General features: G+C 52.1%; 25 protein-coding genes. 17 read left to right on the forward strand and 8 right to left on the reverse strand.

Annotated elements, in window-relative coordinates; all coding sequences use genetic code 11:
• Positions 1-254: 254 nt before the first annotated feature.
• The 8 genes from KDC22_RS13835 (at position 255) to KDC22_RS13870 (ending at position 9,400) form a co-directional block, all read left to right on the forward strand.
• Positions 255-569, forward strand: a complete 315-nt coding sequence (locus KDC22_RS13835) for a hypothetical protein (RefSeq protein ID WP_211723450.1) — start codon at positions 255-257, stop codon at positions 567-569.
• A gap of 208 nt (positions 570-777) precedes the next feature.
• A complete protein-coding gene (gene chvE / locus KDC22_RS13840) occupies positions 778-1,869 on the forward strand; it encodes a multiple monosaccharide ABC transporter substrate-binding protein (RefSeq protein WP_211723451.1) in 1,092 nt (363 codons plus the stop codon).
• Between the two features lie 96 nt (positions 1,870-1,965).
• Complete coding sequence (gene mmsA / locus KDC22_RS13845; RefSeq protein WP_211723452.1) at positions 1,966-3,495, forward strand: multiple monosaccharide ABC transporter ATP-binding protein; 1,530 nt, start codon at positions 1,966-1,968, stop codon at positions 3,493-3,495.
• 6 nt (positions 3,496-3,501) lie between these two features.
• Entirely contained in the window at positions 3,502-4,665 is a 1,164-nt protein-coding gene (gene mmsB, locus KDC22_RS13850; protein ID WP_211723453.1) for a multiple monosaccharide ABC transporter permease, read from the forward strand.
• 165 nt (positions 4,666-4,830) lie between these two features.
• The gene (locus KDC22_RS13855; RefSeq protein ID WP_211723454.1) at positions 4,831-5,499 is read left to right on the forward strand and encodes a TraX family protein; all 669 of its coding nucleotides are present in this window, start codon (positions 4,831-4,833) and stop codon (positions 5,497-5,499) included.
• 93 nt (positions 5,500-5,592) lie between these two features.
• Entirely contained in the window at positions 5,593-7,107 is a 1,515-nt protein-coding gene (locus KDC22_RS13860; protein ID WP_173126382.1) for a copper amine oxidase N-terminal domain-containing protein, read from the forward strand.
• 497 nt (positions 7,108-7,604) lie between these two features.
• Positions 7,605-7,964 (forward strand): BlaI/MecI/CopY family transcriptional regulator, encoded by a 360-nt coding sequence (locus tag KDC22_RS13865; RefSeq protein ID WP_211723455.1) that lies wholly within the window; start codon positions 7,605-7,607, stop codon positions 7,962-7,964.
• Complete coding sequence (locus KDC22_RS13870) at positions 7,961-9,400, forward strand: M56 family metallopeptidase (protein ID WP_211723456.1); 1,440 nt, start codon at positions 7,961-7,963, stop codon at positions 9,398-9,400. The genes KDC22_RS13865 and KDC22_RS13870 overlap by 4 nt, the downstream gene beginning before the upstream one ends.
• An 11-nt stretch (positions 9,401-9,411) precedes the next feature.
• Here the strand turns inward: KDC22_RS13870 and KDC22_RS13875 are convergent, their stop codons facing one another.
• Positions 9,412-9,765 carry a DoxX family protein gene (locus tag KDC22_RS13875; protein ID WP_211723457.1) on the reverse strand — a complete coding sequence of 118 codons (354 nt, stop codon included), beginning with the start codon at positions 9,763-9,765 and terminating at the stop codon, positions 9,412-9,414.
• Between the two features lie 139 nt (positions 9,766-9,904).
• On the opposite strand from KDC22_RS13875, the gene KDC22_RS13880 reads away from it, so the two are divergent.
• Positions 9,905-10,234 carry a winged helix-turn-helix transcriptional regulator gene (locus tag KDC22_RS13880; protein WP_173126390.1) on the forward strand — a complete coding sequence of 110 codons (330 nt, stop codon included), beginning with the start codon at positions 9,905-9,907 and terminating at the stop codon, positions 10,232-10,234.
• A gap of 99 nt (positions 10,235-10,333) precedes the next feature.
• Entirely contained in the window at positions 10,334-11,545 is a 1,212-nt protein-coding gene (locus tag KDC22_RS13885) for a chromate transporter (RefSeq protein WP_211723458.1), read from the forward strand.
• 44 nt (positions 11,546-11,589) lie between these two features.
• Here the strand turns inward: KDC22_RS13885 and KDC22_RS13890 are convergent, their stop codons facing one another.
• The gene (locus KDC22_RS13890; RefSeq protein ID WP_211723459.1) at positions 11,590-12,948 is read right to left on the reverse strand and encodes a metallophosphoesterase; all 1,359 of its coding nucleotides are present in this window, start codon (positions 12,946-12,948) and stop codon (positions 11,590-11,592) included.
• 324 nt (positions 12,949-13,272) lie between these two features.
• Here KDC22_RS13890 and KDC22_RS13895 point away from each other — a divergent pair, with 324 nt between their 5' ends.
• Complete coding sequence (locus KDC22_RS13895; RefSeq protein WP_173126409.1) at positions 13,273-13,872, forward strand: nitroreductase family protein; 600 nt, start codon at positions 13,273-13,275, stop codon at positions 13,870-13,872.
• Between the two features lie 79 nt (positions 13,873-13,951).
• Positions 13,952-14,146, forward strand: coding sequence for a DUF2188 domain-containing protein (locus KDC22_RS13900; protein WP_173126411.1), 195 nt, complete (start codon positions 13,952-13,954; stop codon positions 14,144-14,146).
• 107 nt (positions 14,147-14,253) lie between these two features.
• Here KDC22_RS13900 and KDC22_RS13905 read toward each other — a convergent pair whose 3' ends face one another.
• Both KDC22_RS13905 and KDC22_RS13910 read right to left on the reverse strand, forming a co-directional pair.
• A complete protein-coding gene (locus tag KDC22_RS13905) occupies positions 14,254-15,474 on the reverse strand; it encodes a peptidylprolyl isomerase (RefSeq protein ID WP_211723460.1) in 1,221 nt (406 codons plus the stop codon).
• Positions 15,475-15,691: 217 nt separating this feature from the next.
• Positions 15,692-16,027 (reverse strand): LytTR family transcriptional regulator DNA-binding domain-containing protein, encoded by a 336-nt coding sequence (locus KDC22_RS13910; protein ID WP_173126417.1) that lies wholly within the window; start codon positions 16,025-16,027, stop codon positions 15,692-15,694.
• 185 nt (positions 16,028-16,212) lie between these two features.
• Here KDC22_RS13910 and KDC22_RS13915 point away from each other — a divergent pair, with 185 nt between their 5' ends.
• Positions 16,213-17,319 (forward strand): lactonase family protein, encoded by a 1,107-nt coding sequence (locus tag KDC22_RS13915; protein WP_211723461.1) that lies wholly within the window; start codon positions 16,213-16,215, stop codon positions 17,317-17,319.
• A gap of 137 nt (positions 17,320-17,456) precedes the next feature.
• Here the strand turns inward: KDC22_RS13915 and hfq are convergent, their stop codons facing one another.
• On the reverse strand, positions 17,457-17,678 hold the full coding sequence (gene hfq, locus KDC22_RS13920) for an RNA chaperone Hfq (protein WP_173126423.1): 222 nt from the start codon (positions 17,676-17,678) through the stop codon (positions 17,457-17,459).
• Positions 17,679-17,789: 111 nt separating this feature from the next.
• Here hfq and KDC22_RS13925 point away from each other — a divergent pair, with 111 nt between their 5' ends.
• Entirely contained in the window at positions 17,790-18,473 is a 684-nt protein-coding gene (locus KDC22_RS13925; RefSeq protein WP_211723462.1) for a phosphatase PAP2 family protein, read from the forward strand.
• A 29-nt stretch (positions 18,474-18,502) separates the two neighbouring features.
• On the opposite strand, the gene KDC22_RS13930 is transcribed toward KDC22_RS13925, so the two are convergent.
• A complete protein-coding gene (locus KDC22_RS13930) occupies positions 18,503-19,003 on the reverse strand; it encodes a hypothetical protein (RefSeq protein ID WP_211723463.1) in 501 nt (166 codons plus the stop codon).
• Between the two features lie 231 nt (positions 19,004-19,234).
• Between KDC22_RS13930 and KDC22_RS13935 the strand changes: the two genes are divergently transcribed.
• Positions 19,235-20,290, forward strand: coding sequence for an FUSC family protein (locus tag KDC22_RS13935; protein ID WP_173126431.1), 1,056 nt, complete (start codon positions 19,235-19,237; stop codon positions 20,288-20,290).
• 25 nt (positions 20,291-20,315) lie between these two features.
• Positions 20,316-22,673 carry an RNA polymerase recycling motor HelD gene (helD, locus tag KDC22_RS13940; protein WP_211723464.1) on the forward strand — a complete coding sequence of 786 codons (2,358 nt, stop codon included), beginning with the start codon at positions 20,316-20,318 and terminating at the stop codon, positions 22,671-22,673.
• Positions 22,674-22,768: 95 nt separating this feature from the next.
• On the opposite strand, the gene KDC22_RS13945 is transcribed toward helD, so the two are convergent.
• Positions 22,769-23,989, reverse strand: coding sequence for an MFS transporter (locus KDC22_RS13945; protein ID WP_211723465.1), 1,221 nt, complete (start codon positions 23,987-23,989; stop codon positions 22,769-22,771).
• A gap of 12 nt (positions 23,990-24,001) precedes the next feature.
• Positions 24,002-24,445, reverse strand: a complete 444-nt coding sequence (locus tag KDC22_RS13950; protein ID WP_211723466.1) for a MarR family winged helix-turn-helix transcriptional regulator — start codon at positions 24,443-24,445, stop codon at positions 24,002-24,004.
• Positions 24,446-24,653: 208 nt separating this feature from the next.
• Between KDC22_RS13950 and KDC22_RS13955 the strand changes: the two genes are divergently transcribed.
• Complete coding sequence (locus KDC22_RS13955) at positions 24,654-24,839, forward strand: hypothetical protein (protein WP_211723467.1); 186 nt, start codon at positions 24,654-24,656, stop codon at positions 24,837-24,839.
• Positions 24,840-24,913 lie beyond the last annotated feature (74 nt).

Genomic DNA, 24,913 nt, shown 5'->3' on the forward strand with positions numbered 1-24,913 from the left:
TTTTTCAAAAAAAACGAAACGTAATTTTGGGGCGGTGGGTCTTTTTTTGTCAAAATCCAGTCTGCGGCGCATTTTCCGATACTTTTATTTTCGTATTAAACCGAACACAATTGGACTCGGTGCACCGCGTAGGCCGTGCGTTTATCGCAGTGCCAGACGTATTTCCACAGAAAACTCAATACAATGTGCGGGTGCGAAGGTTCGTAGACCGGATGTTCCGGAAATGGGCAAATGGGTAAGAGCGAGGTAGCCATATGAGCTGTCTGGACCACAGAGGTTCTTACATCATCCACCCGCAGGGTGATTATGTTCAGTGCCTGCTTAGTGTGAAGGGACCGCGTACCAAACAGGTTTATCTTTACAAAAAGCACTACAGAACTAAACAAAAAGCAAAAGAAGCGGAGGGGAAATTTGGAACTGTAGGAGCGGTAGCGACCGCCCGAAAGCTTTCCGAAGGAAAGCTACCTCGTAAGGATAAGCTGTCACCGGATTTCACCCGCTTACAGCGGTTTAAAAATCAAGAAATCTGGGACAACAGCGGCCGGAAGTCCAAATGTTCACCGCAGTGACGATGTAGCTTCAAGTTCAAAACTTAAGTGCGTCTTATATAGATTGAATCATTTGAGGAAAGAGCATGAACTTTTATGACAAAAGTTGGATTTTCATAAAAACAGTAGTCTTATTATAAATACGCCGCATGCCCTTCGTTGCTATACTCGATTTGTCACACGGGAAGCCCGTGGAAGACAACAGAATAGTTCAGGGGGTAGTGCAGGAATGAAAAGATATTCATTGATCACGTTGCTTCTAACAATGGTAATTGTCTTATCTGCGTGTGGCAACAGCGGCAACTCTTCCGGCGGCAGCGGGGATTCAGCCAAGGGTAAGGTAGGCATTGCAATGCCGACGAAATCTTCGGAACGCTGGGTGAATGACGGCAACAATATGGTGAAGGAGTTCGAGAAGCTGGGCTACGGCACGGATCTGCAATACGCTGAGGATGTGGTGGAGAATCAGGTCTCGCAGATTGAGAACATGATCACCAAAGGCGTGAACGCGATTGTAATCGCTTCAATTGACGGCGAGGCGCTGACGGATGTGCTGCAGAAGGCCCATGATGCCAACGTTAAGGTTATTGCCTATGACCGTCTGATCAAAAAAAGTGAATTCGTAGACTATTACGCAACCTTCGATAACTTCAAGGTGGGCGTGCTGCAAGGCTCCTACATTGAGGAGAAGCTAGGCTTGAAGGACGGCAAGGGGCCGTTCAACATCGAACTGTTCGGCGGATCGCCGGATGACAACAACGCCTACTTTTTCTTCGATGGCGCGATGTCGATCCTCAAGCCTTACATCGAATCCGGCAAGCTGGTTGTCCGCAGCAAGCAGGTTACGATGGATCAGGTGGCTACCCTGCGCTGGGACGGCGCTGCCGCCCAGTCACGGATGGATAATCTGCTGAGTGCGAACTATGCCAGTGATAATCTGGACGCCGTATTGTCTCCATACGATGGCATCAGCATCGGTATCCTGTCTTCACTCAAAGGTGTGGGCTACGGCTCGGGCGACAAGAAGCTTCCGGTAGTTACGGGGCAGGACGCCGAGCTGGCTTCCGTGAAGTCCATTCTGGCTGGAGAGCAGACTCAGACCGTATTCAAGGATACGCGTGAGCTGGCCAAGAAAGCGGTCGAGATGACTGAGAGCGTGCTGAAGGGCACTGAAGCCGAAGTCAACGACACCACAACCTATGACAATGGCGTCAAAATCGTCCCGTCCTACCTGCTGGAGCCCGTGTCTGTGGATGCAAGCAACGTGGATAGGGTACTGGTAGACGGCGGCTACTATACCAAGGAACAACTGGGACAATAGCCGTCAGGCAGCGATTTAGCGGATACCCGGCGGCTGTGATTCAGATTCGCCGCCGGAGAGCCGCTGCACAGTCACAAGGAAAGCTGGGTGAGGCACTTGAGTGAAACGATTTTGGAGATGAAAGGCATTACGAAGACATTCCCCGGCGTCAAGGCGCTCGCAAATGTCAATCTGCAGGTGAAGGCAGGCGAAATCCACGCCCTCTGCGGGGAGAACGGGGCAGGCAAGTCCACGCTGATGAAGGTGCTGAGCGGAGTCTATCCGCATGGAACCTATGAAGGGGATATTTACTACCAGGGGCAGGTATGCCAGTTCAAGGATATCAAGGACAGCGAAGGACTGGGGATCGTCATCATCCATCAGGAGCTGGCGCTGATTCCGTATCTGTCGATTTCGGAGAACATCTTCCTCGGCAATGAGCAGGCCAGGCGCGGGGTGATCAACTGGAACGAAACGACGGTGAAGACCAAGGAGCTGCTTGCCACCGTCGGCCTCAAGGAATCGCCGTTTACGGGAGTATCTACGATAGGTGTCGGCAAGCAGCAGCTCGTTGAGATTGCCAAGGCACTCTCCAAGGAAGTGAAGCTGCTCATTCTCGATGAACCTACAGCGGCGCTGAATGAGGATGATAGCGAGAACCTGCTGATGCTCATTCTGGAGCTGAAGAAGCAGGGGATCTCCTCGATTATCATTTCCCACAAATTGAACGAAATCGAGAAGATAGCGGACTCGGTCACGATTCTGCGGGATGGACAGACGATCAAGACCCTGGATATGAAGCAGGATGAGGTCACTGAGGATGTCATTATTAAGGGCATGGTCGGACGCGATCTGACGAACCGTTATCCCGAGCGCACGCCGGAGCTGGGCGAGACCATCTTCGAGATCCGGAATTGGGACGTCTACCATCCTACGCAAGCAGACCGCAAAATGCTGGATCAGATTAATCTGCACATCCGGCGCGGCGAGGTGGTCGGCATTGCCGGACTGATGGGCGCGGGGCGCACGGAGCTGGCGATGAGCGTGTTCGGGAAGTCCTACGGCAAGCGGATCAGCGGCCAGACACTGATGCACGGCAAGGAAGTCCGCCTGAATAACATCAGCCAGGCGATTGAGAGCGGGCTGGCCTACGTTACCGAGGACCGCAAGCATTACGGCCTCATTCTGATCGACGACATTAAGCGGAATATCTCGCTCAGCAGCCTGAAGAAGCTGTCCCGCCGCGGAGTGATTAATGAGAACGAGGAAGTGCTGGTCGCAGAGGAATACCGCAAGAAGCTGAACATCAAGACCCCCAGCATCCTGCAAAAAACCGTGAATCTCAGCGGCGGCAACCAGCAGAAGGTGGTACTCAGCAAATGGATCTATGCCCAGCCGGATATTCTCATTCTGGATGAGCCTACACGCGGAATTGATGTCGGGGCCAAATATGAAATCTACTCGATCATTAACAGTCTTGCGGCGGAGGGGAAGGGCGTGCTGGTCATTTCGTCCGAGCTGCCGGAGATCCTCGGGATGTGCGACAGGATCTATACCATGTGCGAAGGGCGGATCAGCGGGGAAGTCGAGCGGAAGGACGCATCGCAGGAGCTGTTGATGAAATTAATGACACGAAGCAGGGGGTAACACCGCATGGGAGCCATAAGTGAATTATTCAAAAAAAACATCCGCCAATACAGCATGATCATTGCCTTGATCTTTATTTCAATCTTCTTTCAAATTCTGACGGACGGCATTCTGCTGAAGCCGCTGAACGTCACCAATCTGATTCTGCAGAACAGCTACATTCTGGTGCTGGCGATCGGGATGGTGCTGGTCATCATCACGGGTCATATTGACCTGTCCGTCGGCTCGGTAGCCGCCTTCATCGGCGCTCTTTCGGCCATTATGATGGTCGATATGGAGCTGAATCCGGTGCTGGCTGTGGTTCTGTCGCTGCTGATGGGAGCGCTGGTCGGGGCCTGGCAGGGCTTCTGGGTCGCTTATGTCAAAATCCCGGCGTTTATCGTGACCCTGGCGGGGATGCTGCTGTTCCGCGGGTTAACTATGATTGTGCTGAACGGACAGTCGATTGCGCCTTTTCCCAAGAGCTTTCAGAAGATCAGCTCCGGGTTCATACCTGATGTTGCCGGAGGGGGTTCGCTGAATGTGCTGACCCTGATCATCGGTGTGATCCTGTCGGTGCTGGTGATCTATCAGGAATTCCGCAACCGCCGGATCTCGGTCAGATACGGGTTTGAACAATCCCCGGTCTGGATGTCCGTAGCCAAGGCGGCCGCGCTGGTCATCGTGATCAACCTGTTCACGTATGTCCTGGCTCAGTATAACGGCATTCCCAACATTCTTGTGATTCTGCTGGTGCTGATCGTGATTTACTCCTTCGTGATGAACCACATGACGATGGGGCGGCATATCTACGCTCTGGGCGGCAACGAGAAGGCGGCAAGCCTCTCCGGTGTCAAAACCAAACAGGTGACCTTCTGGGTATTCGTCAACATGGGTGTGCTGGCGGCCTTGTCCGGTCTGGTGTTCGCGGCCCGGCTGAACTCGGCTACCCCCAAAGCCGGGACCAACTTCGAGCTGGACGCCATCGCTGCCTGCTTCATCGGCGGAGCCTCGGCTTCCGGGGGAATCGGAACCGTGGTCGGCGCCATTATCGGCGGTCTGGTCATGGGGGTCATGAACAACGGCATGTCACTCGTCGGCCTTGGCGTGGATTGGCAGCAGGGCATCAAGGGGCTGGTGCTGCTGCTTGCTGTGGGCTTTGATATCTATAACAAGTCGAAGACGGCGTAATAGGCGTGATATAGGATAGAAAGCCGGGCCGGAACTGCTCCAGAGGGAGCGGCTCCGGCTTGCCTGTCGTACAAGTCTTCCCGCGCAGCTTGCAGCATCCGGCTCTGGCATGGATAATAGCACCTAAGGTGCTTTATATTTCATGACTGTAACAGGAGGCTACAGATGCAGATTATTGCCATGTTGACCATGCTGATTGATCATATCGGCTATATTTTTTTCCCGGGTGAGCTGGCCTGGAGGTATGTGGGGAGAATTGCCTTTCCGATTTATTGCTACGCGCTGGTGCAAGGACATATACATACCTCATCGAGACCCCGCTATCTCCGCAGGCTGCTGGTCATTGCCCTGCTGGCCCAGATTCCGTATAATCTGGCGCTTGATCCGGGGGGCTGGAATGTAGTATTCACCCTGCTGATCTCAGCGGCCTTGCTGGCCCTGCTCGATAAGCTGCCGAAGCTGTGGTTCGGCATTCCGGTTGTAATACTGGCTGTGCTGCTGGCGGATGCGCTGCCGCTGGATTACAATGCCTACGGGCTGCTGCTGGTGCTGATTTTCCGCTATACCCGCTCCTACTGGCTGGTGCTGGCGCATTTGGCGCTGAATGTATTCTATCTCTTCTATTATAATTGGCTGGTGCAGATGGCGAGTATCCTCCCGACGATCCTGATTGCGCTCATTCCGGGCTTCTGGGTCCTGCTGGAGAAGAAACGTCTGCCGCGCTGGGTCTGGTGGAGCTTTTATCCGGCACATTTAGCATTACTTGCCCTGGTAAAGTTTCTCTTATTCAAGGAATGGGTATTTATAGAGTGGCGGAGTTTATTTACCGTCTGAATTGTTAATCATTTCAAGGCGCCGTATTTACAAATCCACGTTCCTTTGAGATGATGGAGACGTTGCCAAATTATGAGCTAGAGGAGACATGCTATGAAGAAAATGAAAGCAAGAACCAAGTGGCTGGTGCCGATTCTCGCCCTGCTGCTGATCCTGTCCGGCTGCCAGACGGTTGGCGGCTTCGATGTCAATAAGGCATTGCTCGGGGATCTGGATGTCAAATCCTCTGAATCAAGCACTACGATGACGCTAAGCGCTGTTCCTGCTGTAAGCATCCGTGCAGAAGACCGGGAAATCGTCGATCTTATTAATTCTTTATCCCTTTCGTTCGGACATGTGAAGCTTCAGGATAACGGCAACGTCTCGGCAACGGGTGTTGTAGGTTATAAGGAAATGAAGATTCCGTTCTCCTTCTTCATGGATAAGACGAATATGGTCTTTACCGCAGAAGGCGCGAAGCAGCCGTTCTACTTCCCGATTCAGGGATACGAGGATTCACTCGGCATTGAAGGCATGGATCAGGCCAAGACACTGGAGCTATCCAAGCTGATCTCCCAGTTCGTGGTCAAGAATCTTCCGAATCCAGGTGCTATCACCGTAGCCTCCGTAACAGAATCCGTATATGGTCAGCCAACCAGCTTGACGAAGCTACATACGGAAATTACAGGGGAAGAGCTTCCGGTATTGTTGAAGAGCTTCCTGAGATCTGTCTCCAAAGACACCGAAGGCTTCACAGCATTGATCAGCGGTCTTTATGATTATTTGTATCCGCTGCTGAAGGCTTCTGGTGAAGAGATGAACAATTTCGATTTCGGTCTGGGCGAAATTCCGCTCGATGACAAAGAAGGCGTAGTCACTGTAGCGCATGACGCTGCCAAGCTGGGCATTGATGCCCTTCTGCTGGTCTATGACAAGCAGCTTGAGAAGCTCTATGAAGAAGCTCCTGAGCTTAAGACTGTGCTCGGCAAGGATACGAAGCTGACCGTGGACATGTTCGTGGACAGCGGCTTCCATGTCCGCAAACAGAACATCGACCTTAAGGTTGCTCTTCCGGCCAGCGAGGATCTGCCGCTGCAGAGTATCAATGTGAAGCTGGTATCCGAGACCTGGAATGTGAACGGTCCGGTAACGGCTGATCCGATCAGCACCGACGGAGCGATTGACTTCTCCAAGTCACAGCTGACTCCGGGCGAGACCCTGAGAAGCTTCGAGCCATCTTCATCCGTGTATAAGCTGCTCAAAGAGGACATGGGAATCACCTCTAAGAGCCTGATGATCTCACCGGATGACGATTACTATTATCCGATCGTGGATAACGGTACAACTTATGTGCCACTGCGTTATATCGCGGAGGATATGGATGCCACTGTAGAGTGGGATGCTCCTAACCGGGCGATCAAGGTGACTGACGATGTATACGGCGACCAGCTCGTATTCAAAATCGGTTCCGCCCAGGCACAGATTGCCGGCAAGACCGTTAAGCTTCCACAAGCAGTATTTGTGGATGAATACGGAGATGCTTATGTACCGCTGCGTGTACTCGCACAAGGTCTTCATGCCACGGTTGAAGTGGATGATGACGGGTATATCTGGATCGACCGTCCATAAGATGTACTGTTTAAGCCGGGACCCCTGAGCAATCAGGAGGTCCCGGCTTTTTGTGCTTTTGTAATGGTATAAGAAATTATAATATCCGTCTGATGTGGATAAGGGGGGATGGCGTAGGGAGAAGTGTTCTTTGAAGGATCTGGAGCTGGTGCCACGGAAATGGGCAGAAGGTAAGGGGGAAGTAGTTGGATTTTCTCCACTTGCTGAAGCAGGGATGGCTCCTGGCGGGACAGCAGTTGTATAAACAGCACTTAATGAATCACCATTCAACCCAAAGGGGGGGAACTAACAGTATTAGATGCTCTTTTTCCACTTGCTTGCCGATTATCCGATGAAAACGGTAAATTAAGATACATTATTCCACCTGCTTGCCATTGAGGAGACCTCACATTGATGCCCAAGTATTACCACTAAACCCAGCCTTGACAACTTAGGTTTACTGCAATAGACTTAACATCATAAGGTCTACTACAATAAACTTATAAGGAGTGATCAGGATGGAGCCCTACAAATTATTCGATGCTGAGTATAAATTCGCATGTCTGATCTGGGATCATGAGCCCATTAATTCTACAGAGCTGGTGAAGTTAAGTCTATCCAAGCTTGGCTGGAAGAAGTCCACTACATATACCGTACTAAGAAAGCTGTGCGAGCGTGGAATTCTCAGGAATGAGGAAGCGATCGTGACTGCCATCATCCCCAAGTCAGAGGCGCAGCGATATGAGAGTCAGACGGTTGTAGATAAAGCCTTTGACGGGTCTTTACCGCAGTTTTTGGCCGCTTTCCTTGGGGACAAGAAATTATCTGCGAAGGAGGCGGCTGAGCTGAAAAAGATTATTGAGGAGGCCTCCCAATGACGAACCTGTGGGTCAACATTCTGAACATGAGTATTACAGCCAGTTATGTGGCCGTCGCTGTAATGCTGGCAAGAGTCATTCTGCGGCGTGTCCCTAAGGTGTTCTCCTATATTCTGTGGTCGGCTGTAATGATCAGGCTGGTCATTCCTGTCAGCTTCACTGCAAGCTTCAGTATTCTGCGGCTTATACGGCCTGCGAGCCAATCGGGCACGGGGGTTATGGAATTTGTTCCGCATAATATCGGGCTGCAGCCGCAGCCTGCTGTGGACACTGGACTAGATAGTGCTGGAAGCTTAATCAATAATCTTCTTCCGGCTGCAGCTCCGGCAGCAAGTACAAATTCAATGCAGGTGATCTTGTGGTCGGGAAGTATGATCTGGCTGGCAGGTGTTATAGCATTGCTATTCTATAGTGTTATCTCCTACATGAGAATATTGCGGAGAGTCCGTACGGCAACACTTGTGAAGGATCATATTTTTGAAACAGATCAGATCACTACACCCTTCGTATGCGGATTCGTGAAGCCGCGGATATACATTCCGGCCGGAGTAAGCGAACAGGAGTTGTCCTATATCCTGCTGCACGAGCAGACCCATATTCGCAGGCGGGATTATCTGATTAAACCTTTAATGTACCTGCTGGTGATTCTCCATTGGTTCAATCCGCTGATGTGGCTGTCGTATGCGCTCATGAGTAAAGATATGGAGATGTCCTGCGATGAAGCAGTTATCAAGAAGCTGGGTCCGCAGATTAGAGGCAGCTATTCGGGTTCCCTGCTTGGGTTTTCGGTCCGCAGAAGCGGTCTCGTAACCGGCAGTCCGCTTGCTTTTGGAGAGAGCAGTGTGAAGGCCAGAATCAAGCATATTCTCGCGTACCGTCAGCCCACTTCCCGGAGAGTTGCCGTCTCTACGATTGCGGTTATGATCTTGATAATAGGATGTATAGCTAACCCTAAGCCTGTGCAGACCGCTTCGCAGCCGCTATATTCGGGATATGCCGTAGACCGGCTTCTGGAGAACAGAACCATGTATGTGGGAGATAATAGTAAGGTGGTAGCTCTCATCAACGACTTGCCTTTACCGGCAGGGGTAGAAGGTGCAGGTATCGAACTAAAAACAGGCTCTCAGCCGTATGAACTAACGATCCATTACTCCATGAAGGAAGCTGCCGGAATGATGAAGGATGGAGCATTAAGCGGTGAGCTTTTATACTGGAATTCCATTCTGCTCTTCAGCCTGATTGATAACGTCGGCATTATTAATAATGTGGTGGCTGATAACACAGGAGAATATGATGGCGTAACCGCTGCTTATACCTTTACAAGACAACAGGTCGATCAGCAGCTCGGAGAGGATGTCCGGCCATATTCCAAGAATGAACCAGGCCTGCGACAGCTGATCGACCGGTTAAAGAGCCTGTCTGTCCTTGATTTATGACCAATGATGCTTTACCACCGGCCCACCGCCACAACCACAGCCAATACGATGAAGACGAGATTCACAGCGATCTCCCGGTACTCCTTACGCTGGATGTGGAACACAGCTCCGCTAGCCACAACCAACGCAAGCGCGGTTGCGGCAACCGGCGTCAGCACGGGCATGATATTGAGCGCATAGGGAAGGATGATTCCCGTTGCGCCGAGCAGCTCGGCTACTCCAATCAAGGTGACTAATGCGCGGGGAACATCGGTTACCCAGCCCCAGGAGCGTTTCGCCTGCTCATATTGAACGGCTTTTAGCCAACCGGAATAGATGAAACCAACTGCTGCAATACCCTGAACAATCCATAATGCAATATTCATGAATAACTCCTCCTGATTACGTTTTTCCTGCCCGGTACTGGTATAATAGCCGCAGAGATAGTTCTTAAGGAAGTAGGCACTTTTAATAAACCTGGTCTATTAAAAGTAACCATAGACCGTTAAAGGAGCGGGGGGAGTTATGGAAAAGTATTGTAAGTTCGAATCGGCGCTGGATATTCTAATCGGGAAATGGAAACCTGTCATTCTGCTGCAGCTTATTACTAACGGCACCATGAGATTCGGCGAGCTTCAGAAGTCCATCCCGGAGATTAATAAAAAGATGCTCACCCAACAATTAAGAGAGCTGGAATATAACGATATTGTACACCGCGAGGTGTATCACCAGATTCCGCCGAAGGTCGAATACTCGATCTCGGAATACGGCAGAGGGTTAAGCAGCGTCCTGCAGGTATTGAACGATTGGGGAGTCTCGCATATCGAGCATATGAAGGGCCGGAATGAAGCATAAATTATTTTACCTTACGCTGCACTGCGTTTAATCAAGTTCTTGATCAGGATTGATAGACTGAGAGGAGGTTTACATTTCAACAGCAAGGGAGCCATAGAGATGGAAGCGGATGAGCAGGTGGTATCGGTGGAGCAGAAGGGGAAGGCTGGCGCCCTATTAGAAGTGCTGGTTGTATCTGCGAAATTAGGTCTTACTTCCTTCGGCGGACCTATAGCCCATCTGGGTTACTTTCATAATGAGTACATCCGGCGCCGAAAATGGATGGATGAGCGGAGTTATGCTGATCTGGTGGCGCTCTGCCAGTTTCTCCCGGGTCCGGCGAGCAGTCAGGTGGGAATTGGCATCGGTGTGGTGAGAGCAGGGGTGCTGGGCGGTATCGTGGCTTGGCTGGGGTTCACTTTGCCTTCTGTCCTTGCGCTGGTTGCATTTGCCTTGGTGCTGCAAGGTTATGATATCGCCAGTGCAGGCTGGATTCATGGTCTGAAGATCGTAGCTGTAGCGATTGTCGCCCAGGCTGTTCTGGGAATGGGGCACAAACTGACGCCTGACCGGGAAAGAGTAACCATTGCCGTTATTACAGCAGCGATTACATTATCCTGGCAAACCGCCTACAGTCAGATCCTCATGATTGCGGCTGCGGGCTTAGTCGGGATATGGCTGTATCGTCACCACACAGCAGAAGGTCTGACGACTCTTCATATACCCATCCGCCGGTCCTTTGCTATGGGGTGTTTAGCTTTGTTTGTTGGATTACTCGTAGCTCTCCCGCTCCTCAGAGGCTCAGCTGAGACGGGAGGATTGGCGATCGTTGACAGCTTTTATCGTTCCGGTGCTCTGGTATTCGGCGGCGGACATGTCGTCCTTCCGCTTCTGGAGCAAGAGGTAGTTCCCACAGGCTGGGTAAGCCAAGCGGACTTTCTAGCAGGCTACGGGGCCACGCAGGCCGTTCCAGGCCCGTTGTTCACCTTTGCAGGTTACCTTGGGGCTATGACGGGTGGTGTATCCGGGGCAATTATTGCAACGTTGGCCATTTTCCTGCCAGCCTTTCTGCTGGTTATCGGTGCATTGCCCTTTTGGAACAGCTTAAGAAGAAGCCCGAAGATTCAAGGAGCCTTGGTTGGCATCAATGCCGCAGTTGTTGGAATTCTGCTTGCTGCCTTGTATGACCCCCTATGGACTACAGCGATCTTGGAGCCTATGGATTTCGCCTTGGCCGTCATCCTATTTGTGATGCTGGTCTTCTGGAAGCTGCCGCCTTGGATGGTGGTTATAGCGGGTGCAGCGGGCGGAATGGTGCTGGGAGTCCTGTGAGATTCTGTCATAAGCATATCTTCTCCTTCGATTCTTAGAATCACCTATTGTGTAGTCAGAACCATTTCCAGCGAGACATTGCTCAGCTCTGCATGTTCCGCCATACTGCGGATGTACCCGGACATGAAGCCGCCCTCCATACTCTCCCACAGCTTGTAACCCGGCATCGCCCGGATCTCCTCCAGCGAATCAGCGGCATTCCCGGCAAAATATTTCACATTCAGCTTCGACATCACCTCAGCCATGGCTTGCTTCTGGGCTTCGGTGAAGCTGCTCTCCTTCAGCCTGCTCATGGCCTTCGCGTAAGAATTCTCTGCAAAAATCTCTTCCGCATACGATTTGAAGTTCAGCAGGTGCGGATCAGTCTTGTTGTTAGCCTTGGCCCAGCCTTCGACATCCACGACTGCCGTATGGTAGGTGACTGCCCGGGAAGAAGGATCGAAGGTCATGCTGCCGTACTGATGCGGGTTAACCGCCATTGCGCTGGTTGCAATATCATATACAGGCAAGGCGGGATCTATCGAATCTGCGGGAGGATCACGGCGGATATCCTGCATATGAATATGCCCGGACAATACCAGATTCAGACCATCCCTGCGAAAAGCCTTCATCGTCTCCTGGCTGTTATTCAGCTTGAACCCGGATACAGCCATAGACGTATGGCTCAGCAGATTATGATGCATCACTGTAAGTATGGAGGCGTGTTCCTGTGCGGCCAGCTTCACTTGCTCATCTATCCACGACAAGGTGGACGGCAGGATGCGCCCATCGGTCTGCGGGAAATTATATTCTTCATTATGCGCATATTGGGCACTGTCCATCATAAGCAGCCATAGGCCGGGAGCCGCCTTCACGACATAACTTAAGCTGTCCTTATCCCGCGAGACCGCCTCATGATATCCGAAATCAGCGTAGATCCGCAGGAAATCCTCCATATTGATGTGCGGGGCAACTACCTGCTTGTCCCCGTCGAATGATCTGGCCCACGGATTATTGATATCATGGTTACCCGGGATTACATAGACAGAGGTCCCCGCAGCTTCCATGCGGTGCAGCTTTGCAGCCAGCTCCTTGTGACTATCCGCCTCACCGTTATTGGTGAGATCGCCGCTCAGAATCAGGAAGGCGGGTTTCTTGTGTTCCACATCGCGGACGAGAGCTTCGGTCAGCTCATCGCTGTAGGGAAGCATTTTACCGTCCCCGCCCGTGACGTAGGTCTGGAAGGCCTGGCCGCCATCCTCAAGGGCTTTATCCAGGAAATGAGTATCTGTGGCGATCCAGAAGGGGACGGGCTGTGTAGAATCTGTGCGGGCCTCAGCCGCCGCCGGAACAGCATTCAAGGATGGCGAAGTGGTGTCTTTGTCTTTGCACCCGCTGAGTATGAAGAGTGAAGACAACAGCATGATGAAGGTGAGTTTCACAGTTTTAGCAGTACCTTTATGGAGTGAAGCGCGCATGGCTTGACCTTCTTTCTGTATTTTTGCTGAATCATTGTAGCGTATTTATTGTCCGGTTGTATATACGAAAAGCCGGCCGGCTGTTTCTAATCCTCATGAATGGCTTATAGAAAATAGTGGAAGATGTATAAATAGAACGAATCCAGCGACACTAAGAGCGGGTATATCAATAGTTCCTCAAAGGAAATGTGAATATGTATTGTATTCAGGTAGGAAAAGTGTTATGCTTTAAAAAAGTAATTTACTTAATTAAATGGAGGTAGTTATTTTATGTCGAAAACTTTTTTTGAAGCGGTAAAAGGCAGACGTTCCATATATGCGATCAGCAAGGAATCCCCGATCTCTGATGAACAGATCCAGAAAATCGTTGAAGAGGCCGTATTACATAGCCCAACTTCCTTCAACTCCCAAAGCTCCAGAGCTGTAGTGCTGCTGGGAGAACAACATGATAAGCTGTGGGATATCACTGCAGAAACTTTACGTAAAATCGTACCTACGGAACAATTCGAAGGCACCGCCCAGAAGCTGTCCTCCTTCAAGGCGGGATACGGCTCCGTGCTGTTCTTTGAAGATCAGGCAGTTGTGAAGCATCTGCAGGAGAACTTTGCACTGTATGCAGAGAACTTCCCGATTTGGGCCAACCAATCCTCGGGGATTCTGCAGTTTGTAGTATGGACAGCCTTTGCCGAAGCAGGCCTGGGTGCTTCCCTTCAGCACTACAACCCGCTGATTGACGATGAAGTGAAGGCAACCTTTGGTATTCCGGCAGAGTGGAAGCTGATTGCGCAAATGCCATTCGGCAAGACCTTGACCCCTCCAGGCGAGAAGGAATTCCAGCCGATTGAAGAACGGGTAAAAGTCATCAAATAAGGTAACCTTACACAAAGCAGTTTAGAACCTCCTTGATCCGGCTAAGTATAACTATAGCCAAATCAAGGAGGTTTTTGATATGCCATGGAACAAGGAGAACTATCCGGATTCACTGAAGAATTTCACGGCGCCTGTACGCAATAAAGCGGTGGAGATTGCAAATGCGCTGCTGGAGGATGGATATGAGGAGGGGCGGGCGATCGCTATTGCCACCGCACAAGCCAAAGAGTGGGGCGAGAATCACGATAAGCAGATCCGCAAAAAGGAGCATTGACGCTGTTCCTACCTGTTAAGCTCAGGCTACAATACGTGCATAAGTAAAGAGGACAAGCGGTGATCCGCTTGTCCTCTTTGCGCCTATATGTTGCGGTAAATCATTTATTACTTGGCTGGAGCTTCTGTAGCAGCAGCAGGATCTGCACTGGCATCCGGTGCGCCAGATTCTGCTGGAGCTGTTGAAGCATCCGGCTTATCAGTCAGCGTATTTGTAATCTTGGAATTCTTGTTCAAATCAGCCAACCAGGTAGCAGACATCTCAGACACTTTTTGTGCCGTTAAAGTCTTTTTGATCTCGTCTTTCTTCTCTGCCAGGGTATATTCCTTGGCTTCCTTGCGGTCTGTAACCTTGATAATGTGGTAGCCGTATTCCGACTTCACAGCACCGCTGGTCTCGCCAACCTTAAGCTTGAAGGCAGCATCGGAGAATTCGGCAACCATGTCTCCGCGTTTGAAGAAGTCCAGGTCCCCGCCTTTTTCCTTGGAGCCGGTATCTGCGGATTTCTCCTGAGCCAGCGCAGCGAAGTCTCCGCCTTCTTTAAGCTGCTTCACAATCGCATCGGCTTCTTCCTTGGTCTTCACCAGGATGTGGGAAGCGCGTACTTCCTCTTCCTGATTGTACTTCGCCTTATTCTCTTCGAAATATTTGGAAATATCCTCGTCCGTAATCTTAATCTTAGGTTCAATCAGCTTGCGGATCTCAACCTGGAGCGGCATTTGCTTCTTCAGATCCTCGATCGTCATAGAACTCTGCTGCAAGGCGTTATTCAGAGCTTCCTCGCCGCCGAACTGAGTCTTAAGGTCTTCGATTTCCTGATTAATATCTGCATCGGTTACCTTAATGTTCGCTTTCTTGGCTTCCTGGCCCACGAGAGTGGTAGTAATCAGGTTCTGCAGGGTGGATTCCCCGCCGGCTTCCACCAATTTATCATACAGCTCTGCTTTGGTGATGTCCGTTCCGTTGACGGTAGCAACGGCTGTTTTGCTGTCATCCTTCTGGAAAGGCTGTACAATCAGCACTACGATTAAAGCTGCTGCGAGCAGAATGGAGGCAATCATCCAGCCTTTACCGCCGCCGGATACACCAGGTGTGGAAGGAGGAGTACCCCCGCCGCCAACCTTATTCATCACGGGAACGCTTTCTTCAATTCTTGGGGACTGCGGTTTGCCGGAGCCCTCAGTTGCAGCTTGTACCGGTTCCTGCGGTACAGGGGCGGTTCCTGCAGGTTCAATTCCTTCATCCGTGTTAATTACAGAAGCCTCATTCTCTTCCGGCGTTAGGCCGTTTTTAAGCTGTTCATTTTCATTGAAATCTTTTTTGTCCATTATAATTAATGACTCCCTTCAATATAGGTGGTGCCTGTCTTTCTACAACTTTACCAGAAAACAGAATTCCAAACCTTAAGAAAGTATAAAAAAGCACAATTACTTTTTAAGATTCCATTAAGAAACAGGAAAAACCGGAGCCGCAAATGGTTCCCCATGTGCGCTCCGGCCTGATGAGAGAGGCTGTAATATAGAAACCTGCGGATATGTATCCGCCTTAGGAACTTAGCCCCTTAAGCAGATGACGGATATTCTCCTGCTTGCGTCTGGGAACACGTACAGACTTGGCATATAGGCCCATTTCACCGAAGTAGATGCAGTCATCCTCGATGGAGCTGATCTTATTCAGGTTCACGTAGCAGCCCCCGTACACATGATAATAGCTGTTGCTCGACAATAAGCGGTTCAGTTGCTCGGCAGTCATTCTCTTTTTAATATTGTAGTTTCTGCCGTGAAAAATGACCAGGTCATGGTCCCCGACCTTAAAGAACAGAATGTCTGTCTCCACCTCGAAGTCCTCGTATACATTTCTGGCTTCCAGCAGGCTGCTCATTCGTGTTCCCCCTTTATCTTGATTAATAACATTAATGTTAGCGCTTTCATTATATCATACTCTGTTTGCTTTGAGAAGTCTTATTTTTGAAATGTTTTTTGTCATTTTTTCCGTTGCATTTGTCATCTCTCACGAAAAAATGTAAATTATATAGATGGCTATTTAACTTGGAGGAGGAATATCAGATGAAAGACAAGACGAAGCTGCTGTTATTTACCGGCTCTTATGCCACGGCAGAAGAGAGCGGAGTCCAGGTATTTGCTTTTGACGGTGAAGCAGGGGGGACTCTTGAGCGGCTGGCTACCGCAGAAGGCGTGACGAACCCGACGTTCGTGAATGTGGACCCTTCCGGGCTGAAGCTGTATGCCATAGGGGAGAAGCCGAATGGTGAAGGCGGCAAAGAGGGGGAGGTTGTAACCTTCGCTATTGATCCTGAGACCGGTAAGCTTGCTGAGCTGCAACGGATACAGACTATGCCATCGGCAGGCAAAGGCCAGACGACAACCTGTAACATTAACCGGGATGCCGGTAATGAACATCTTGTAGTGTGCAGCTATCACGGGGGATCGGTCGGACTAATTACCCTTGATAAGAAGGGACTGCCTGTAGCCTTGGCGGATACAGCCGTACATACCGGGCAGGGAGCGCTCCCGGGCCAGGATCGCCCTCATCCGCATTCAGCTATCTATAGTCCGGATGGACGTTATCTGTTTGTGTCTGATCTGGGACTGGATCTGATTCGCAGCTACCGGATTAATAAGGAGACGGAAACATTTGAAGCTGTTGGGGATACCAAGCTGCAGGATGGGGCGGGACCGCGCCATTTCGTATTCCATCCGGACGGGAAGTCCGCTTATGTGATCAATGAATTGAACAGCACCGTGACTTCTTTCCTGTATGATGCTGCTGCAGGTACGCTCCAGACGGCAGTTACCTTATCTACCCTCCCTGAGGGATATCCCGCAGACTCTAACAGCTGTGCAGAGATTACGTTCTCCAAGGATGGCAGATATCTGTACGGCTCCAACCGCGGACATGACAGTATCGTGGTGTATGCAGTAGATCCGCTGACGGCGGGGTTAACCCTGGTAGAGCATGTATCCACCAGAGGCGGACATCCGCGGCACTTCACGGTTACCCCGGATGGGGCCTACCTGATTGTGGCTAACCGGGACGGCAATAACCTGGTTGTCTTCGCGCTGGAGCCTGCCAGCGGCCGTCTGAGCTTCACCGGGCACACCGCCGAGCTGTCCAAGCCCGTATGTGTGATGCCGGCAGTCTTCCCTGCGTAAGACGACAGGACGCCTTCCCTTAAGCGATCTGCCGGCACAGGCAAAAGGAACACCGGAATCATGCTCCGGTGTTCCTTTTGAATTCCTGGCGGTTATGCGGCTTAGGTCTAGGTTAGAATGTGCGCCTTGGAGACTGCTTATTTGAGTGAGACCGGCTTCAGCGGCACTACAGTTGAGACTGCCGACTTGAAGAGTACGTTCTGTCTTCCGTCACCCTGGCCCTGCAAGGTGATTGTATAAGCGTCATAAGAGGTTATCAGTCCCTGCATTTTGACTCCGTTCGTTGTAAAAATCGTCACAGGCATCTTCGTTGAGATGCACTGGTTCAACAAACGTTCCTGCAATTTTAGACTTTCCACTTGGCAGCACTCCATCTTTATATAAAATAATTTCTCAGGATATTATAACACGGGATAGACCTTCCCTGGAAATGTGTTCATATGGCGTGACAAATAGACAAGGGGGTAGTTATGCTTTATTATCATTACTGGTCCCGCGGATTCCGGCGGTTTATATGGTTCCTGCTGGCCTTTATCGTGATTGCGGCACTGGTCAAGCTGGGCGGGGCTGGGGGCTTTGACCGTGCGGTTATCCGGTTCGTTCAATCCATGGAATCCCCGCCGCTGACTACGCTGGCCAAAGGCTTATCCCTGGTGGGCTCCTCGAAGCTCGCGATCGGGATATCCCTGCTGACGATGATCATCCTCTTCTTCGCCCTGAAGCACCGGCTGGAGCTTGCCTTGTTTCTATGGGTAGGCTTAGGCTCACAATTGCTGAACACGCTGCTGAAGCTGTGGTTTCACCGGGAGCGCCCCAGCATCCACAGGCTGATTGAACAGGCCGGATACAGCTTCCCGAGCGGGCATTCTATGGCAGCCTTCTCATTATATGGAGTCATAGCCTACTTGCTCTGGCGGCATATGCATAGCCGGACCGAACGGTTCCTGCTGATTCTGTTCGCGGTGCTGATGACCGGAGGGATCGGCTGGAGCCGGATTTATCTGGGGGTGCATTATCCCAGCGATGTCATTGGCGGCTATGCCGCGAGCGGGGCCTGGCTGATGCTGTCGGCTGCTATATTCGAGGCCTACCGGAATTATAAGGAACGCAAGGGGAAGAATCCACGCAACACAAAGGATGCCCGGCGCAAATAAGCTCCCGGGCATCCGCAGGCTTTTACTCCTTAAGGTGACTTCGTTGCAGCAGGCTGCTGCGAAGGTTTGATCTGGTGAAGCTGGGCTGTGCGGCTAAGGCTGCGCTTGATCAGCAGCGGTAGGCCCGGCTTCAGCTTGGCGGCGTCTTCCTGCGTCAGCTTCCCGTCCTTGACGAATTCATCGAGCTTGAGACTGGCGGCTTCGCTCAGCTTCTGGATATACTGGTCTTCACTCCAGCCTTTTTTCTCCTGAGCCAGACCGCTCAGCGTTTTGCCGGATTTCAGGCTGTCGATCAGCTCCGGACGGCTGATTCCGAGCAGCTTGGCGGTTTCGCTCAGGATGAAATGGCCGCCGGCTCTGAAATTTCGGTCCCCGCCGCGGGGATGATGATGCTCTTGGCCGGCATGCATGGAATCCGGTGCTGCGGTTGCCCGTCCTCTGGACGGCTGCTCTGCATAAGCGGCGGCAGGAGCCATAGTAAGCATTAAGGCTGTGGCCCCTGCGATGATTGTACGGGTGCTCTTGTTCATGGATTCACCTCTTCTGTGGTTGTGGCTGCTGCCTGGTAACCAGTATTCCCCGAAAGCTGAAAGAATCCTGAAGCCCGGCTTAAGACATACTAAAATTCGCCAGCCCGCTTCATGGGTAATAATGTGTGTACAAATATTAGAGATTAATCGAATGCCTGCAGGATATACATAAATGATGAAGACCGGCATTTATTATGAAACAGAGCATCAAGCTACTTGGGAGGGATAGATTTGGCTTTTGGTGCCCGCATACTCAAAACAGGAATGGCCGTAACACTTGCACTTTATCTGTCCGTTCTATTCCAATTCGCCTCTCCTGTCGGTGCGGCCATTGCGGCAATCTTTGCCATGCAGCCATCCATATACAGATCATGGAGGTATTTCCTGGATCAGATACAGACCAGCACCATGGGGGCGGTTATCGCGCTGCTGGGCGGAATGCTGCTGTCCAATGAACCGATTGCGGTTGGACTGGTATGTATACTGGTGATTATGATCAGCATGAAAATGAACCGCGCCGATACCATCGGCCTGACACTGGTCACGGTTATCTCCGTCATGGAGGCGTCCGGCCAGTGGCAGTTCGCGTTAACCCGTTTCCTGCTGACATTGACAGGAATCCTGTCCGCTTTTATTATCAATATTTCCGTATTTCCGCCGCAGCCGCGTAAGCAGTACATCAAGCAGATAGAGACAGTATTCACCAGCCTGTCGCTGCTGCTGCGGACGGCGGTGTCGCATGAAATGAAGGAAAGTGTGTTCCGGGATGAGAAGAACGGCCTGGAGGGCTCCATTAAGGCGCTGGCTGACAAGTATGCCTTGTTCGAGGAAGAGCAGAAGCAGCTCCGCAGGGCTAAATATAGTCAGACGAGGCAGATGGTGGTCTACAAAAACCTGCTGAATTCTCTGCAAAAGGGCTATCAGGTGCTTGAGGCGATTGACCGCCACTATTTCCAGGCAGAACGTACGGAGCATACGGATGAGCTGTTCGACCGGCATCTGGAGCAGCTCATCAAGTATCATGAGTATATCCTGCTGAAGTTCGAGGATAAGCTGAAGCCTGGAGCCAATGACTCTGAGCTCTTGGGAGAAGACAATGAACGGTTTTTGAAATCTGCTATTAATGGCTATGATCCGCAGAAATCCGGGCAGCTCCGGCTGTCGGTGGTGGCAGCGGCAATCTATGACTACGGCTATCAGCTGGAGCGTCTGGATAAGGTGGCTGACCAGATTAACCGGATGAATGCGGACGACAAGGACAGCGCGGTTCTGAGCGAGAAACTGTAATGAGAAATGAAGGGGATGACAACCATTGGATAAACATGATCACGAGTGGCAAAAGGAGCAGGAGCGGGTAAACGGCATCACCAGACTGCTGTCTACCCAAATCCGGCTGCTGTCGGAGGAGCTTGGGCTCCACCGCACGGATGTCGTGGATATGCGCAAGGACTTCTGGGAAGAAGTTACAGTGAACTTCAGCAGCCCCGACGATCTGGGGGAGACCTCCACAAGTCTGCGGCAGCAGGCCCAGATTCTGAACGAACGCGAACGCCATCATCTGCAGTCCAGCAAAGCGCTCAAAAAATATAAAAAGCTGGTCGTATCCCCCTACTTCGGCCGGATAGACTTCTCGGAGCCGGGGGATGAAGCGGCTGACAAAATCTATCTTGGCATCGGTTCATTGATGGAGGATAACGGGACCTTCCTGATCTATGACTGGCGGGCACCGATCTCCAGCCTGTATTATGACGGCGCGCCGGGACCGGCCGCTTATGAAACACCGGGCGGCCTGATTAAGGGAACAATGGAGCGCAAACGCCAATTCGTCATCGACAACGGTGAAATCGAAGTCATGTTCGACACGGGCGTAACTATCGGCGATGAGCTGCTCCAGCAGGTACTGAGCCATAGCGCCGATGACCGGATGAAGAGCATCGTGGCTACCATCCAGAAGGAGCAGAACGCGGTCATCCGCAATGACAGAAGCCGGATGCTGGTTGTGCAGGGAGCCGCCGGAAGCGGGAAGACTTCAGCGGCGCTGCAGCGGGTGGCCTACCTGCTCTACAAGTACCGGGAGGTGCTTCAGGCAGATCAGATGCTGCTTTTCTCCCCCAACCCCTTGTTCAACAGCTATGTATCTACCGTACTGCCTGAGCTGGGTGAAGAGAATATGCAGCAGACGACCTTCCAGATGTATCTGGAGCACCGGCTGGGCCAGGAATTTCAGCTGGAGGATGTGTTCAGCCAGACCGAGAGTCTGCTGAATGCCCCGGACGGTCCGGAAGCCTCCATACGCAGAGAAGGTATCGCTTATAAATCGTCAGTGGTCTTCCTGGGTGCCATCCGGCGTTATGTGAACCTGCTGGAGCATGAAGGGATGCTGTTCAAGCCGCTGATGTTCCAGGGCCGGGCGGTTGTAGGCAAGGAAGAGATGGAACGCCAGTTCTACAGCTATGACCCGGGGATCAAGCTGGCGAACCGGATCGAGCTGATGACGGGCTGGCTGCTGAAGAGAATCGCTGCGTTCGGCGTTGAAGAGCGGAGTGCTTCATGGGTAGACGAGCAGATTGAGCTTATGGACAACAGCGATTATCAGCGGGCTTACAATCAGATGCGCCGTAAGGGCGGGGGACATAACGACAGCTTCGATGATTATGAGGCGGAGAAAATCCTGCTCGCCCGCTACGTAGTGAGCCAGAAGCTGAAGCCGCTGCGCGGCTGGACCAAACGCGGACGCTTCGTTGATGTGAAGGGTCTGTACAGCAGGCTGTTCCAGGGCCGCGAATGGATGAAGCGTCTGGATACCCGCCAGCCGTTGCCTGAGGCGTGGGACGAGATCTGTGAACAGACGCTGGCTTCCATCAGCGGCAATGAATTGGCGTATGAGGATGCCACGCCGTTTCTGTATTTGAAGGAGCTCAGCCAGGGCTTCCGGACGAATACGCTGATCCGTCATGTCATTGTTGATGAAGTGCAGGATTACTCGCCGTTCCAGCTTGAATTCATGCGCAGGCTGTTCCCGCGGGCCAAGATGACGGTGCTGGGTGATCTTAACCAGGCGATCTATGCCCAAGGTGAGGTGCTTGGAGACCTGGCGGGACTTGTGAGCATCTACGGTGAAGAGAACACCGAGGTGATCTCCCTGACCCGCAGCTACCGCTCGACTTATGAGATTGTTGAATTCACCCGGGCGATGATTCCCGGAGGCGAGAAGATCGTACCCTTTAACCGCAGGGGCGAGGAACCGCTCTTGACGGTAGTGGATAATGAAGCAGATCTGCTGGCCTCCGTGGAGCAGGATGTGCTGAACCTTCATGCCCAGGGCTACCACTATGTAGCCGTGATTTGCAAGACGGCGGAAGAGAGCGCACAGGTGCATAGTGAACTGGAGAAGCGGCTGCCGGTAAGGCTGGTCACGAAGGAGACGCCCAATTTCCAAAAAGGGACGCTGGTGCTTCCCGCATATCTGGCGAAGGGCGTCGAGTTCGATGCTGTGATCATCTATGACGGCTCGGCGGAGAGATACGGCCGTGAACATGAGCGCAAGCTGTTCTATACGGCTTGTACCCGGGCGATGCATCTGCTGCATATCTACAGCCTGGGCCAGCCTAATCCGTTCCTTCCTGCTGCGGTGCGTGATACTGTAACGGCAGGCACATCGCCGAACTGAGCCATCGTCTGCTGAACCTGCTGAAATGATAAGACCGCCTGCGCGTATGACGCGAGGCGGTCTCTTGTGGTTATGACGCTATGCTGAGCAGCGGCTTATTCCCCGGAAGGCTGCGTTGCCGCTCCCGCCGTAGGCGCCTTACGCTTATGGCCCTGCCGGTAAGCCGATACCGCAAGGTAGACGGTGAGCAGCAGAACCGGGGCCAGGATGGAATACCGGTACATCACGGCATAGCTGGTGTACATGGCGACAGCGCCAAGCAGCATGGATCCGATAGCGACTCCAAGGTCCAGCGAGTTCAGGAACATCCCGTTGGCTAATCCGCGCTGGCGCGGCTCCACAGACTGGATCATCCAGGTCTGAAGTGCAGGCTGCATGGAGCCGAAGCCGAAGCCGTAACATAAGGCGGCCGGGAACAATGCCGCTGTTGTTGAGGCGAAGGACAGCAGCAGCAGGCCGGCGATGATGAACAGGCTTCCCGGGATCAGCAGGGCGGCCGGCCCGAAGCGGTCGTAGATCCTTCCGGACAGCGGACGGATCACTAAGATAGCTACCGCATTGAACAGGAAGAAATACGCGATATGCTGGAGGTTCTTTTCTGCCCCGAAGAGTGCCAGGAAGCCCAGCAGTCCCCCGTAAGAGATGGATAAGAGGAAATTGAGCAGGCCGGGAAGTAACAGCCTGCGGTACGCTCCTCCTCCGGGGGCGGCAGCCGGAGCGGCAGGAGGCTCCTGATGTCCGGCCGGCAAGGCTGCGGACAAGCGGAAGCCCAGGGGCAGGATCAGAGCAAGTACGGCAGCCGTTCCCAGGAGCAGGGAACCGAAGCCCGGTCCCTGCAGCAGGCTGAGTCCGATTAACGGACCTGCCGACATGGCGAGGCTGGTGGATAACCCGAAATAGCCCATGCCCTCACCCATCCGGCGGATCGGGATGACATCGGAGGCCATCGTCGGGAATGCCGTGCTGGCCATTCCGAAGCCTATGCCGAACAGCATGCGGAGCAGCAGCAGGGTAAGGATGCTGCCTGCGAAATAATATCCGGTCACGGCTGCGAGTGAAACGGTAAGCCCGAGGAAGATCAGCAGGTTGCGTCCGCCCTTCTCCATGGCTCTGGCCGAGAACAGGCGGGAGGCAATGGCGCTGAGTGCGAACAGGCTGGTTACAAGACTGACCTGAACGGGAGTAGCCTGCAAGGCTGCTTCTGCATAAGCCGGAAGAGTGGACAAGGTCATCTGCAGTCCGAGGAAGAGCAGCAGATTACAGAGGGTAAGTGTGATGAAGGATGTAGTCCATAGACGTTCGGATGAAGGGTTCAAGTGAGTAGACTCCTATTCGTGATGTAGATTGCCGGTGTTGTGATAGATTTGCTCCAGCATGCTGCGGAGGTCTTCAAGCTGCTGCGGATTCAGCCCGGCTACAGCTGTGTTAATGGTCTGCTGCTCCAGTTCAAGCGTATTTACGATTAGCGATCTCCCTTCCTCGGTAGCGTAGAGCTGAAATGCCCTGCGGTCCTCCGGGTTGGTCGATTTGCTGATGAAGCCTTTCTTGAGGAGCAGCTCAACGATCCTGGCGGTTGTCGGCTGGTCTTTGGCGGCAGCAGCTGCAACCTCCTTCTGATTGATTCCGCTCTGGTCACAGATCATAAGCAGGACAGACCATTGCTCAGGCGTAATATCATAGGGCTTCAGGGCCCGGGCGAAGCCGCCCGAGATTCTCCGGTGGGTAGATCCCAGCAGGAAACCGAGGAATTGGTGAGGAGAGGATGGGTTCATAATGAGTGGCTCCTTTATAATGCTTGTTATGACAATTATAATTACAACAAGTAAAATGGTCAAGGCGGCGTTCGCGTGTGCCTTCCCGTTATATACACCAACTATTCCCTTGAGCCGCATTCGTGCCATAAAAGTGAATGGTGCCCGCACTGCATGGTGCAGCACATAGTGCCCGCTCTGTGTGGTGCAGCACATAGTGCCCGCTTGCATGATGAAGCACAGATGCCCGATCTGCGTGATGCAGCACATGGTGCCCGCTTTGCATGATGCAGCATATGGTGCCACTCCGCATGGTGCAACATTAGTTGGAAAAACGTATCTTAATTTAGATAAATTGCTGCGACTGGCGGAATTAGTTGGAAAAACGTCATTTATTTTTAGGATTTCCGTCTAATCGGGCGGATGTGAAGCAATTAAGTGTTGTTTTTCCAACTATTTCCTGAGAGAAACGTTCCTCCGCTCCTGAGC

The organism is Paenibacillus tritici, assembly GCF_018207515.1.
Classification (GTDB): domain Bacteria; phylum Bacillota; class Bacilli; order Paenibacillales; family Paenibacillaceae; genus Paenibacillus_AQ; species Paenibacillus_AQ tritici.